General features: G+C 42.9%; 11 protein-coding genes. 1 reads left to right on the forward strand and 10 read right to left on the reverse strand.

Going from position 1 to position 13,498, the window contains the following annotated elements:
* Positions 1-192: 192 nt before the first annotated feature.
* The 3 genes from ABIC84_RS26550 to ABIC84_RS26560 all read right to left on the reverse strand — a co-directional run bounded on the left by ABIC84_RS26550 (position 193) and on the right by ABIC84_RS26560 (position 1,824).
* Positions 193-699: a DUF5606 family protein gene (locus ABIC84_RS26550; RefSeq protein ID WP_090534224.1), complete on the reverse strand. Its 507-nt coding sequence runs from the start codon at positions 697-699 to the stop codon at positions 193-195.
* Positions 700-778: 79 nt separating this feature from the next.
* Positions 779-1,216, reverse strand: a complete 438-nt coding sequence (locus tag ABIC84_RS26555) for a peptidylprolyl isomerase (RefSeq protein ID WP_090534226.1) — start codon at positions 1,214-1,216, stop codon at positions 779-781.
* A gap of 104 nt (positions 1,217-1,320) precedes the next feature.
* Positions 1,321-1,824, reverse strand: coding sequence for a hypothetical protein (locus tag ABIC84_RS26560; RefSeq protein WP_139160067.1), 504 nt, complete (start codon positions 1,822-1,824; stop codon positions 1,321-1,323).
* A gap of 275 nt (positions 1,825-2,099) precedes the next feature.
* Here ABIC84_RS26560 and ABIC84_RS26565 point away from each other — a divergent pair, with 275 nt between their 5' ends.
* Positions 2,100-3,281, forward strand: a complete 1,182-nt coding sequence (locus ABIC84_RS26565; protein ID WP_218117107.1) for an asparagine synthetase B — start codon at positions 2,100-2,102, stop codon at positions 3,279-3,281.
* Positions 3,282-3,450: 169 nt separating this feature from the next.
* Here the strand turns inward: ABIC84_RS26565 and ABIC84_RS26570 are convergent, their stop codons facing one another.
* The 7 genes from ABIC84_RS26570 to ABIC84_RS26600 form a co-directional block, all read right to left on the reverse strand.
* Positions 3,451-3,981 carry a hypothetical protein gene (locus tag ABIC84_RS26570; protein ID WP_426581792.1) on the reverse strand — a complete coding sequence of 177 codons (531 nt, stop codon included), beginning with the start codon at positions 3,979-3,981 and terminating at the stop codon, positions 3,451-3,453.
* A gap of 306 nt (positions 3,982-4,287) precedes the next feature.
* Positions 4,288-5,826, reverse strand: coding sequence for a serine hydrolase domain-containing protein (locus ABIC84_RS26575; RefSeq protein ID WP_429265519.1), 1,539 nt, complete (start codon positions 5,824-5,826; stop codon positions 4,288-4,290).
* A gap of 292 nt (positions 5,827-6,118) precedes the next feature.
* Positions 6,119-6,997: a succinate--CoA ligase subunit alpha gene (gene sucD / locus ABIC84_RS26580; RefSeq protein ID WP_090534235.1), complete on the reverse strand. Its 879-nt coding sequence runs from the start codon at positions 6,995-6,997 to the stop codon at positions 6,119-6,121.
* A gap of 464 nt (positions 6,998-7,461) precedes the next feature.
* Positions 7,462-8,688, reverse strand: coding sequence for a C4-dicarboxylate transporter DctA (dctA, locus tag ABIC84_RS26585; protein WP_429265520.1), 1,227 nt, complete (start codon positions 8,686-8,688; stop codon positions 7,462-7,464).
* Between the two features lie 134 nt (positions 8,689-8,822).
* Positions 8,823-9,599, reverse strand: coding sequence for a hypothetical protein (locus ABIC84_RS26590; protein WP_429265521.1), 777 nt, complete (start codon positions 9,597-9,599; stop codon positions 8,823-8,825).
* A gap of 336 nt (positions 9,600-9,935) precedes the next feature.
* The gene (locus ABIC84_RS26595) at positions 9,936-10,736 is read right to left on the reverse strand and encodes a hypothetical protein (RefSeq protein ID WP_429265522.1); all 801 of its coding nucleotides are present in this window, start codon (positions 10,734-10,736) and stop codon (positions 9,936-9,938) included.
* A gap of 274 nt (positions 10,737-11,010) precedes the next feature.
* The gene (locus tag ABIC84_RS26600) at positions 11,011-13,275 is read right to left on the reverse strand and encodes a glycoside hydrolase family 31 protein (RefSeq protein ID WP_429265523.1); all 2,265 of its coding nucleotides are present in this window, start codon (positions 13,273-13,275) and stop codon (positions 11,011-11,013) included.
* Positions 13,276-13,498: the final 223 nt, after the last annotated feature.

Genomic DNA, 13,498 nt, shown 5'->3' on the forward strand with positions numbered 1-13,498 from the left:
AGTCATTTATATATTATAACTTTATATAATCTATTACCACGCTTTTTAGGACTTTTTGCCTTTCTGTAGCAGATTTTCATCATAGGAGATTTCTCAGCCTTGCCTTCACAATTTCCATCCTTCCAGGCTTCGAAACGACATCATTTAAAGCACGCAGGGCGATGGGAATCGCTATAACTAAAAAAAGCCGATTTATTCGGCTTTTTTTGTTGCTTTTTTAGCTTTTGCTTTTGAAGTTGTTGGCTCGGCTTCCGGTTCAGCAGTTACTGCTTCGGCAACCGGTTCTTCTGCAACCGGGGCGGGTGCCTGGGTTGGATCGGCCTCTTCAAAAATTGGAAGGGGCTTTAATATCTGGAACCAGGATATTACCTTTTTAATGTCTGATGAGTAAACTTTTTCTTCATCATGATCTGGCGCTACTTCATAAAAGAAGGTACGCAACGCTTTACCGTCGGCTTTAACGTCAGGTATGTTTGATGCTGACTTCATGCGCTCAAGCACATCAGTTAACCTGATATCATCCTCAACACCAAAAATGGTGATCTCACTTAAAGCAGCTAATTTGGCTGTAGAAAGGTTGGCTATCAGTTTTGTTTTCTGTGCATCTAAACTTTCCAGCACATAGCCGGTTTTATTTTGTGCCAAAGCTTTCCATAAACCCGGTTTTCCTGATACCGATACAATTCCCTGTAAATTCATATATTTTTTGTTAGTAGGATTGATGAGGCGAATGATTTACGTAATAACAGGTAAATCACCCGCCCTATCAACTATTCACTTAATCCTCTATAACTTCGATTCCTAAAATTTTATCTCCCTGGCGAATAGCGTCAACAACGTCAACATTTTCAATCACTTTACCAAAAACGGTGTGGTTACGGTCAAGGTGGGCAGTGTTTGTGCGATTGTGGCAGATGAAAAACTGTGAACCACCAGTGTTGCGGCCTGCATGTGCCATTGAAAGCACACCACGGTCATGGTATTGGTTGTTGCCGGTAAGCTCGCAATCAATTTTGTAGCCTGGGCCACCAGCACCGGTACCGGTTGGATCGCCGCCCTGAATCATAAAATTAGGGATAACACGGTGAAAGATCACGTTATCATAAAAGTTTGATTTTGCTAATTTTTTAAAGTTAGCAACGGTATTAGGGGCATCCTGATCGTAAAACTCTACGGTCATGTCGCCTTTTTCGGTTTTGATTATTGCTTTGCTCATGTTTTTGTTTTTTAGAAAACAGTTGGCAAAGGTAATAAAATTGAGGATTAAAGAAAAAGGTTAAAGGCGAAAGGTTAAAGGTGAAAGGTTTGAATATTTATTAATTACCAGGGTGTAAAAGTCATGGTAAGTAATCTTTGTTTTGGCGAATAACTAATCTCGCCTTTTCTTTTTGAATCAAACATTTTAATTTCCGAAAGCGGCTTTTTATAATCTTTACCCAATTCGGCCAGTTGGGCAAAAAACCAGTCGAGTCCTTCCTGATCACCCAAAGTATTGGCAAACCAGGCCAGTTTTTGCAGTTCGGCAAGGTTCACTTTTTCGTCGGCGGTAAAAACGTAAGTCCATTTAACTATTGCCAGCTCATCGGGCTTGCCAATTAGCTGGGCCCGGCTTCCATTGGCATCTGTGGCGACAAAATTTGGCAGCAGGCTGATATCTGTGTCCTGCTTAAAAACAAGACTGCTGTCGGCTTCTGTAAGCTTTTTAATCAACGCATCACGATTGAGGCGCATACCCGAACTTCCGTTCTGCGCGTGCGCGGCCAAACAGGATATTAATAAAACACCGACAAGGAAAATATTTCTGACAATAACAGATAAACTCATTTAAGGCCCAGATTTAACAACGCCATAAAGCTAAAACAACATGCATAAAGCCAGAAGCCCTTATGTGTTAAAAATGGTTAAAATACATTAGCCCTTTATTCGTTACATTTGATAACCCGGCAGTAAACAAATTAACAAGGATCGTGAATAATTCATCAGGCAATAACTTTTCACCTCTTACATTTCGTCTATTACTTATAAAGCTAAAGTTCCTTTTACCTTTCGCCTTTTACCTTTTACCTTTAACGTCGCGGGCTGCATCTATCTTAATCCCTATGGATGATGAGCAAAAGGACCATCTGAAATCGTACGGGATAGCTTTCTGGGTGCTCAAAAACGGCGAAGAAGTCGACTGGCTGCTCAACTATCGTGGTGGCAGTTTCATGATGAAGTACGGGCAAAAAGTTGAGGAAGAGTGCAAGATCCGCGGGGTAAGCTACGAAGTTATTGCCGATGCCAAAGCCACCGAAATTATTACCGAAGTAAGCGATCCATCGGTAAATATGGACCTGGTTAAACTGGAGAAAGCCCCCCGCATGGCGGTTTACTCCCCCAAAAACAAGCTGCCCTGGGATGATGCAGTTACCTTGGTTTTAAAATATGCCGAAATTCCGTACGACGTAGTTTACGACGAAGAGGTGATCCACGGCGAACTGCCTAAGTATGATTGGCTGCACCTGCACCACGAGGATTTTACAGGGCAATACAGCAAGTTTTATGGCGCCTTCCGTTACGCGCAATGGTATACCGATGATATCAAAATCCAGGAGACCATGGCCCATAAACTGGGCTTTAGCAAGGTATCAAAAATGAAGCTGGCCGTAGCCCAAAACATCCGAGATTTTTGCGCAGGCGGCGGCTTCCTGTTTGCCATGTGCTCAGGTACCGATACTTTTGACATTGCACTATCGGCTGCTAATACAGATATCTGCGAACGTATGTTCGACGGTGATGCTGCCGACCAGGACGCGCAATCCAAACTCGATTTTAGTCAAACGTTCGCCTTTCAGAATTTTACGCTGGATATGAACCCCATTTCGCATTCCTTCAGCAATATCGACGTTACCACCACCCGCCAGGTTGATCGTACCCGGGATTTCTTTACGTTGTTTGATTTTTCGGCCAAATGGGATGTTGTGCCGAGCATGCTTACGCAGGATCATGACAAAGTAATAAAAGGTTTTATGGGCTTAACCACGGCCTACAACAAAAGCATGCTCAAACCCGGCGTTACCATCATGGGCGAAATGAAAACCGCCAATGAAGCCCGTTACATTCACGGCGAATACGGCAAGGGCCAATGGACCTTTTACGGCGGCCACGACCCTGAAGATTACCAGCATGCTGTAAATGATCCGCCGACAGATTTGAAACTTCATCCCAACTCCCCCGGCTACAGGCTGATATTAAACAATGTGCTGTTCCCAGCTGCTAAGAAGAAAAAGCAGAAAACGTGATTGCTTTTAAAAGATGTATAATAAAAATGTCATTGCGAGCGAAGCGTGGCAACCGCACGGAGGCATAGCCGCTCTGTATAGCATGCGATTGCTTCGTCGTTCCTCCTCGCAATGACATGTTTTTTTAACTGGTATTCATAATAAACTCACGTCATAAACAGATGCAAGTTCAAAAAAGACCTGCCTGCGGGAATTTTTGCTGGTCTATATAATTAAACTGCTTCTTAAAATAAACCCGGGGTACTTTGCTTAAAAACGTTTCTATTATCTTATCATATAATAGCGAAGGCACTGTAAATTTGGTAATGAGTATCTTTTTATCATCAATGGTATAAATCACCATATAATCATACTTCCCAAACTTACCCATATCCTTTTGCTCATACAGCTCAACCCTAACAAGATCAGCCCTGTTTAATACAAGGGTTTGATCCTGATATATTAAAGTGGCCACTTCTCTGCCGTCACTTATAATTAACTGTTTCCCTCGATCATATTCATTAAACTGATTTATCACCCTAACAACATAAACCTGGAAGTAAAGAAACGTTGCCGGCAAAAGTGCTAAAAACAGCGCAATTAATGGATGCTGGTAAACTTTGATAACAATGAAAATAATTAAAGCAACATTAACGGCCATAATAATCACCTCACCTGTAAGCTTATTATTTTTAAAAGTGTATACCTTGGGTTGCTTCATTTATCCATAAATATACCATAACGACCTTAAACAAAAAAGAGGCTGTATCATAAATCAATTTCGCGAAGACGTAGGTCGGCCTCAAAATGGAATGAAAAAAGGGCAATTTTCAAATCGAAAATTGCCCTTTTTGATAAGTAACTGACCGGTATCAAAATTTTATCCTGATCTCGCTCGTTTGCAACGAGTGTGTAACCTGGGCTTGCGTTTATAACGCACGAGCGATGCAATTGCCAAATCATATTAAGTGCTCATTGCAAACGAGCGCAAGGTTAAAGAAGCAGAAAACGTGATTTTAACAATTGCTTATTGCACCACATCAAAATGAAACTCCTGCACCAATGGTGGGTTTTCGGGTGTAAGTGTAAAACTCACTTTGATATTTCCAGTTTCACATTTGATAATAAAATAGCCACGTAATTGATTTTCGGGCACCACATTGCCTGTGCTTATTATTCTGCCTGTTTTTGCAAAAGCTTCAGTTGCGGCTGCTTGAAGTTTATCGGGGAAATAATCCATAAAAAAGTTATCAGCAAAAATGCCGCTTTCTTTAGCCTTGCTCCAATCAGCAATAACTTTAAGCAGATCATTTTTACGTTGCTCTAATATGGCTGATGCCGGCAATTGCCGTGGTTTTATACCCGAAAGAGCCAGTAAAGTATCCAGAGCCTGGTTATTGGGATAACCAGCACGGGCATAGGTCAGGTTGGCAAATGAAACAACGCCCACACCGTACTCCGGCAAGATATTCCACTGACTGCCGAAACCCGGTAAGCCCCCTGTATGACCAATGTATACGCGGTTGTCACAATCCTTTGCCCAACGTAGGCCGTAGGCATAGGCACTGACATTGGGGCATGGTCTGCCCGTGGTTGTTTTGGCATTTACAGTTAAATAATTCACATCCCAGGGGTACTGCATTTCCCGGATAGAACTACGTTTTACTGGCAGGGCTTCGGCATCATCGCGCGGGGGCCAGGCATCCATATGCACAGCCATGTATTTGCTAAAATCCTCAATAGTGGTTATCAGGCCGCCCATCGCACCGTAAGCCCCGTCATGCAGCAGAGGCTGTTCAACCCATTTACCATCAAGCCAGCGGTAACCATGCGCCAGTTTATCTTTGGGTACTTTAGTATATTCCCAATAGGTATGTATCATACCTAACGGTTTAAGGATATTATCTGTGATGTATTGCTCGTAAGTTTTGCCCGATACTTTTTTGATGATATATCCCAGCGTAGCAAAACCAAGGTTGCTGTACTCATAGCCCTGACCAGGATTATTGGAAAACGAAATGCCTTTTTTGTATAGCGCCAGGAGTTCATCATCACTAACTCCAAGTTGCCTGTCGCCCCATGGGTTATCTTCCGGGTAACCTGCTGTATGCATAAGCAGGTGCCTTATGGTTACAGGGACCGCATCTTTGGTCAAATATTTCAACCCCTTCATCTCGGGGATGTACAGGTAAGCCGGATCATCAAGTTTTAGCTTGCTCTCATCCCTTAGTTTTAGGATAGCCATAGCGGTAAGGCTTTTGGTCATGGAGGCGATCCGAAAATCCGACGATGAATCGGCCTTGATCCTGGCATCAATATCGGTATATCCTAAGCCACCGGTATGTACCAGCTTACCATCAACCACAATGCCATACACCAATCCCGGCCAGTGATTATCTTCAGCATATTTTTTATAAAGCTGGTCAATTACCGGAAAAGTAGCCTGGATCTTTTTTAACCTGTCGGGATCAGTAAACATTGCGGGCTTGTAGGGTTGGGCAGTGGAGGTGTAACTTACTGTAGCCAACAAGAGGGCAAAGGCGGATTTAAGTAGATTTTTGACCATATACATAGATACGGAAAAATTGTCTGAATCTGAATTGCAGAATCCGTATCGCTTTGAGCTATTTCATCTATTTGAATACTGTTAATAAAATATGTCATTGCGAACGCAGCGTGGCTATCGCACGGAGGCATAACCGCACTGTATAGCATGCGATTGCTTCGTCGTTCCTCCTCAATGACATGTTTTTTGAGATTTAAGAAGTAATCATCTTAAACTAAAAAATCCCGGCCAAACATGACCGGGATTTTCAAATATTATAAAGCTTAATGCTTTCGGCTTTCCGCCTTAAGCATTAAGCTAACTTAGCCAGTTCTTCAGCCATGGCAGCGCCAATTTCAGCAGGCGACTCAACTACGCGAATCCCGCACTCGGCCATGATCTTCATTTTAGCAGCAGCTGTATCATCAGCACCACCTACTATAGCACCTGCGTGACCCATACGGCGGCCCGGAGGCGCAGTTTGACCAGCAATGAAACCTACTACAGGTTTAGTACCGTTCGCTTTGATCCAGCGGGCAGCATCGGCTTCCATATTTCCGCCAATTTCACCAATCATGATTATACCATGAGTTTCAGGATCGTTCATTAATAATTCAACAGCTTCTTTGGTTGGTGTACCAATAATTGGGTCGCCACCGATACCGATAGCTGTAGTGATACCCAAACCGGCTTTAACCACCTGGTCAACCGCTTCATAAGTTAAAGTACCTGATTTTGAAACCACGCCAACGTTACCTTTTTTGAAGATAAAGCCAGGCATGATACCAATTTTGCTTTCATCGGCAGTGATGATACCAGGGCAGTTAGGACCAATCAGGCGCGCGTCCTTATCGGTAAGATATTCTTTTACCGCGATCATATCCTTTGTAGGGATCCCTTCAGTGATACAAACAATAACCTTAATGCCGGCTTCAGCAGCTTCCATAATAGCATCTGCACCAAAAGCAGGGGGTACAAAAATGATGGATACATCGGCACCGGTTGCCACAACGGCATCTTTAACCGTGTTAAAAACCGGCCTGTCTAAATGGGTTTGACCACCTTTGCCTGGTGTAACACCACCAACTAACTGAGTGCCATAAGCAATCATTTGCTCGGCATGGTATGAACCCTCTTTACCGGTGAAACCTTGTACAATAACTTTTGAATCTTTATTTACGAGTACACTCATTGGTTTTTTCGTTTTAGTACGGCAAAGCTAAAGTTTTTGCCCGAATGTCAAACCCTATTGTAATCTAAATTTATATGTTAACATAAAAGTGACTTTTAAGGGGATTGGATGTGGTTATAGGGTGTTTATGTGTTTTAAATTTTTTATGATTATAAAGTTCCCGTTGAATAAAACTGCCAATTGAAAACTATCTACTGTAAACTAAAAATAGGGCGTTGCCTGCGGCCCAGGCTATTCGCTCATACGCCTGCAGGCATTACGCTCATTGGCCGGTATCCGCTACTATCCTTAACGCATTTGTCTGAATCAGAATTTTCAGGATTTGAGAATTTACAGAATGAAAAGCCAATTCAATAAAGTCTAACAATTCGTTTAATTCGGGTTCAGACAAAATCGGCGTAATCAAAAATCAATCGGTGTAATCCCAATAAAAAAATCCGAAATCGAACATCCGAAATCCGAAATCATTCCTGTTCAACAAACTCCCCCTCACTCTTCGCAATCACAATTGTCGCCACACCATTGCCAATTACATTGGTAATGGCCCGCGCTTCCGACATAAACCTGTCAACACCTATCAATATCGCCAAACCTTCTACCGGGATTATTTTGATGGCTGTGAGCGTGCTGGTGAGCACAATAAAACCGCTTCCGGTTACACCTGCCGCTCCCTTGGAGGTGATCATCAGGATGCCAATTATGGTTAGCTCCTGCCCCAGCGAAAGCGGAATATTAAACACCTGCGCCAAAAATATCACGCACATGGAAAGATAAATGGTAGTGCCATCCAAATTAAAAGAATACCCCGTGGGGATCACCAAACCTACCACCGATTTGGAACAGCCAAACTTTTCCATTTTCTCCATCATGGCCGGTAATGCCGATTCGGACGAGGATGTACCAAGCACGATCAGGATCTCTTGCCTGATATATTTCAGGTATTCCCAAAGACTGAATTTAAACAGCCGGCAAATAATATTCAATACCACAAATATGAACAGGAACATGGTCAGGTAAACCGAGCCCATCAACAGGGCCAATGGTTTTAGTGTTTGGATGCCATATTTGCTCACCGTAAAGGCCATCCCTGCAAAAGCCCCTATCGGCGCCACCTTCATCACTATCTTCATGATATTAAAAAACACTTTCGAAAGCTTATCAAATAGCTGAATAACCGCTTCGCCACTTTTACCCATCCGGCTTAACCCAAAACCAAACAGTATCGCAAAAAAAAGGATCTGCAAAATATCCCCTTTGGCAAAAGCATCAAACATGTTTGAGGGGACTATATGGGCAATAAAATCGCCCCAGTGCATTTCGGCGGCAGCTTTTTCGTATACGGCTAATTTGCCGGTATCCATTTTTGCAGCATGGTTTTCAAAGCCGGCACCCGGTTTAATAATATTGGCTACGGTAACACCGATTACAAGTGCGAACGTGGTTACGATCTCAAAATACAACAAAGCTTTACCGCCTACCCTGCCCACTTTTTTCATATCGTTCATGCCGGCTATGCCCAGCACAATAGTTAAAAATATGATGGGCGCAATCAGCATGGTGATCAGACTGATGAACGTTTTGCTGATGAGCTCGGCAGTCGGGGCAAAGCCTTTAACGTATAAGCCGGCTACTACCCCAAGGGCAATGGCAATAAGTACCTGGAAAGTTAGGTTTGATAGGAGGCGTTTCATGATTGATCCCCCCGGCGCCCTAAAGGGGGAGCAACAGGTTGGGACGGCAATATAATAAGTTATTGTTTCAGGCACAAAAAAGCCCCGTACCGGAAACCGGCACAGGGCATAATTGATTGATTGAAAGATCGTGATTATGCAGGTGTTGATTTACCGGTTAGTAAATCAATTAAGAAAATTTTATTAAGGAAAGTCAGCTTTGCCTTGTGGTTGCCCAGGAAAACAATGGTGCCGCTGTAATCCCAGCCGCCGCCGTTTGTTTTTCCTTCCGAACGGAAAGTAGCTGTGCCGCTGCTGATATCAAACTTGTCGTTGCCATGTACATACAGGTTAGTGAACACGTAGGTATTATGCACCCTGCTAAACGTTTTGTATTTAGTGTATTCGTTATCAACATAGGCTTTCATCGGGCCATCAAGCGAGAAGTTTGAGTTATTGGTGTTAAGACCTCTAACCTTATATTTCTGCACAATATTGTAAACGAATGAATAACCCGGACCACTGCCTACCGTGTTTAATGAATCAACCGAATCATAACCAACAGTTTTGTTGCCGTCACAAATAAAATAATATTTGGTACCGCCTGTTTTGGTTGCTTTTAAAGTATCACCTTGATTAAATACACGGTTCAGGCTGGTATCAATATAAAAACCGCAACTATAAGTACTCTGTACTTTAAGCTTTGATGAGGCATTGATTGAGGGGGTAACACCGTCGTTAAGGCTGGCCCCTCCAAATGAACCGGCCAACGATTTTGCCAGGTTATCTGCAATTGCCGAACTGGCTACATTATCGCTTGCTTTTACAGTTGACGGATCGGATTTTACATTAATTCCTGTTTTTGTACAGGCTGAATAAAGAACTGCCACACCTGCTAATAAAGGTAATACACTGCGTAGATTTAGTTTCATAAACGTATAAGATAAAGTTTAGATCTCTTTGCCTCAATTGGCAATAAGCATACCACAGGTAAAAAAATTCGCCAAAAACGCCCGTGATGCCTATTTTTTAGGCTTATTTTCCTTTTTAATAAAACAGTAAAGATTTATACTTGCTGATAGCAATGGAACACAAAACACACCCGCTGCCTGCTTTCCCCGTTTCGAGGAAAGATATGTAGAAAATATTCCCCGTTTTTTTATCAAATCCACAGGCGATAAAATGTATGCCGTATTAAAAAACCATAGCATACAAAAAGCCCTGCATCCGGTTAGGGGGCAGGGCTCCTCACATATTTTAAAACGAATTTAGTTAACTTCCCCGGTCATCAGATCGGCAGTGTAAACAGTACCGTCGATAGTAATTTTAGCTTTGTGCCCTCCTAAAAACGTTATGGTTCCTTTATAGTTCCAGACATTTTTTCCAATACTTCCTTTACTCGAAAAGGTAGCACTTCCGCTTAAAATAAAATCGGGATCTTTTGTTGGATCAACAACAATTGATTTAAAATTATAGTTAAACGTGCCTTCAACATTTGGCTGGTCTGTTGTAGGTTTGGTGTAGTTAACCCTGGCATAATAATTCACAGGGCCATCAAAAGAGTATTGTGCGTGTTCAACACCCGGATTAAGGCTTCTGAGTACCAGGTTTTCACCCATTCTTAAAACCATTGTAAAACCGCTGCCTACCATAGTCATATTTAAACTATCATTAGCGGTAACACCTGAAGGCACTCCATTGGTACAGGTAAGCTCATATTTAACTTTAGCCCAGATATCAATTTTAGAAGTATCACTTTGATCTAAATTAAATGCTATCGTGGTATCCATTTTGGCGCCGCATTGTGGCTGAGGATCAACAGATTGTACTTTGATCTTACCTTTTTTGTTCAGAGATAGATCGGTTGGCATACTTAAACCGCTCTTAAAATCAAACCCGCCGTTTTCGGGGTTAAAAATACCAACAAGGCTCTGCGCAACTTGCACACTCGCTTCTTTTTTACTTACTGTGCTTTGATTGTTCGGCGCCATGTTAAGCTTATGGCACGAGGTGTAAATGGCAGTAATACCGGCAAGCAGCAATACTATAATTTTGTACTTGTGTTTCATGTTTAGGATTTTAATTCCGCACAAATTTAACTTATTATCAATTAATTAAAGAAATTTTGAAAATATTTAGGAGCAGAAAAACTATAATGTTGTTCATACCCATTTTGAACGATGAATAAGGGCAAAAGGTTAGCCAATGTTTCGCCCACGATTTGGAGACTCCGCTGGAGCCCGCCATTCCTTAAATTTTCTATTACTACCAGACCTATCTGAGACCGAATGGCAGGCGAGCCTGTTTGGGGCGCCTGCCATTCGGCTGCGTCAACCATGAGACTTATAATTTCACATCAATCTCTCCACTTTTATTCTCTATTATTTCTTCCTGCAGCTTAACCTTATCAAAACCATGCAAAACAAATCTCAACTGCATAAACCTCGATTTAAATGAGCCTTCAACTGATGACAAACTAAGGCTATTTTCTATGGGATTGAAACTGATAACACGTTTATAATAAACACCCTGCTCATAATCATATGATACGCCATCATCTTCGTAATAAATAAAACTATTTGCTTCCCTGCCATTCCAGATGTGAATTTGTAAAATACCGTCACCTTTTTCATTGGTGCTTTGTACAACACTTTGCATAGGGATAATGCCGCCTGCCTTTACAAATACCGGCAGATCGGTCAATGGCGCTTGAACATTAACAATCTGTTCTCCCTCATAAAACCTATCGCTGCTTAACCTATACCATGAGCCCTGGGGCAGGTAAACATCTTCGGTTAGTTTAGTGCTTTCAACAGGAGCAACCAGTATCGCGTCGCCAAACATAAATTCATTTTGAAAACGCTCATCAAAAACATTCTCGTCAAAACTGTGCTCAATAGCTAATGTGCGGCTTACCGGCAGGCCGGTTTGGGTTGATTGATAAAAGCTGCTGTACAGGTAGGGAAGGAGTTTATACCGTTGTTCAATGTCCTTCTTAATAATCTGTTCATTATCCTTGCCCCATTCCCATGGTTCGCGCATTTTACTGCCTTGTATGGCATGATTGCGAAACATTGGGGTATATACACCCAGTGAGTTCCAGCGTACCATGAGCTCAGGCGTAGGATTGCCGCTGAAGCCGCCGATATCCACCCCGATAAAACTCATACCTGTAATACCCAAACTATTTACCAGCCGTTGTCCTAAAAGCATATGGGCATCGGTGCCGGTGTTATCGCCCGTCCACACGGCCGAATAGCGCTGCGTGCCCGAATAGGCGGCGCGGGTAAGTACGAACGGCCGTTTGTTTCCCATGATCTTTCTTGTGCCATCATAAGTGGCGCGGGCCATTTGCATGCCATAGGCATTACGCATTTCCGGCATAAACTTATCTCCAAACTTTACTATCCAGGGGATATTTTGCCCCCAGGCGGCGGGTTCGTTCATATCGTTCCAGAAACCTTCAACGCCGGGTTGGGTAAGAGCGGTAAATGCTGCTCCCCACCATTCGCGTACCTCTTCCCTGAAAAAATTGGGAAAATGACAGCGGCCCGGCCACACATAGCCGGTATAATTTTCACCGTCGGGATATTTGGCAAAATAATCCTGCTCAATACCCTCATCGTATTCCTTATAACCTTCTTCAACCTTAATCCCCGGATCAACAATGGTAACCAGCCTAAAGTCCATCGCCTTTAGTTTATCAAGCATTTGCTTGGGCTTAGGGAAAGTTTTTTTGTTCCAGGTGAAGATCTTGAAATCGTCCATATAGTCGATATCGCAGTACACTACATCGGCAGGGATCTGTTTTTTGCGGAAGGTTTGGGCGATGTTCAACACTTCATCGGCACTCATATAACTCCATCGGCATTGCTGATAGCCCAGGCTCCAGAGCGGCGGCATTTCCATCCTGCCGGTAAGCCAGGTATAATCTTCAATTATTTTGGCAACACCTTGTGCCCCAAAAAAGTAGTAATTCAAATCGCCGCCATCGGCACCGAACCAGCTTGTTTCATCATCTGTGGATGCACCAAAGTCGAAGTAGCTTTTATGGGTATTGTCGAGCAACAAACCATAAGTTAACCCGCTATGCAATCCTATAAAAAAAGGAAAGGTCTTATACAACGGATCGGATTCGGGCGTGTGGTTTGGCGCATCGGTATTCCAGTTTACGTAGGCCGCGCCACGCCTGTCGAGGTTACCAGTTTTTTCTCCCAGGCCAATAAACCTTTCACCCTCAAACAACCGGCGATAACAAATCACTCGTTCGCCCTGCCAGTTGGTACCAAAGCGGGCGTCATCCTCGCTTAATGAAATACCATCTGCAGTAAAGAAGTTGAACCGTAGTGGCGATTTCCGGATGCTGAGCCTTAAGGCGGATGTAGTAATATCAATATTGGCCGATGATTCGTCAAAATCGAAATCGGCCAGCGGCTGCCTGATTACCGCAAAGGATGGATCATCCGGGTTGAAATTTTTACTGATGCTTACCCTGATAATTGTAGGGCTATAGATATAAACCCTCGCTTCGGCTTCGGCGGTTTTAATTGTTAACACGCCCTCCTGTTGTTTAAAGCCCTGTACGTTACCTGCAATTTCTAAATTCATGCCTTTGATGTACCCGGATAGATCTGGTACTTAAAGGCAACGCCGTTTGTTATGCTTGGTTTTGTAAAATGTGAGTTTGAGATAAACGTCAACGGATTTTCCTCTTTCATTTAACTCTCGCTCGTTTGTAACCATAGGTATTGGGAAGGGGAAAGTTGCTTTGGAAAACAAATAGAAACAATGTCATTGCGCAGCTCGGCAATCTCGTAGCCAATGCAAGTCC

The organism is Mucilaginibacter sp. 3215 (genome assembly GCF_050433785.1).
GTDB lineage: Bacteria > Bacteroidota > Bacteroidia > Sphingobacteriales > Sphingobacteriaceae > Mucilaginibacter.

Coding starts and splice junctions, on each gene's coding strand:
- ABIC84_RS26595 (WP_429265522.1), bottom strand. CDS start 10,736: ATGAAACACAAGTACAAAATTATAGTATTGCTGCTTGCCGGTATTACT.
- ABIC84_RS26550 (WP_090534224.1), bottom strand. CDS start 699: ATGAATTTACAGGGAATTGTATCGGTATCAGGAAAACCGGGTTTATGG.
- sucD (WP_090534235.1), bottom strand. CDS start 6,997: ATGAGTGTACTCGTAAATAAAGATTCAAAAGTTATTGTACAAGGTTTC.
- ABIC84_RS26560 (WP_139160067.1), bottom strand. CDS start 1,824: ATGAGTTTATCTGTTATTGTCAGAAATATTTTCCTTGTCGGTGTTTTA.
- ABIC84_RS26600 (WP_429265523.1), bottom strand. CDS start 13,275: ATGAATTTAGAAATTGCAGGTAACGTACAGGGCTTTAAACAACAGGAG.
- dctA (WP_429265520.1), bottom strand. CDS start 8,688: ATGAAACGCCTCCTATCAAACCTAACTTTCCAGGTACTTATTGCCATT.
- ABIC84_RS26555 (WP_090534226.1), bottom strand. CDS start 1,216: ATGAGCAAAGCAATAATCAAAACCGAAAAAGGCGACATGACCGTAGAG.
- ABIC84_RS26575 (WP_429265519.1), bottom strand. CDS start 5,826: ATGGTCAAAAATCTACTTAAATCCGCCTTTGCCCTCTTGTTGGCTACA.
- ABIC84_RS26590 (WP_429265521.1), bottom strand. CDS start 9,599: ATGAAACTAAATCTACGCAGTGTATTACCTTTATTAGCAGGTGTGGCA.
- ABIC84_RS26570 (WP_426581792.1), bottom strand. CDS start 3,981: ATGAAGCAACCCAAGGTATACACTTTTAAAAATAATAAGCTTACAGGT.
- ABIC84_RS26565 (WP_218117107.1), top strand. CDS start 2,100: ATGGATGATGAGCAAAAGGACCATCTGAAATCGTACGGGATAGCTTTC.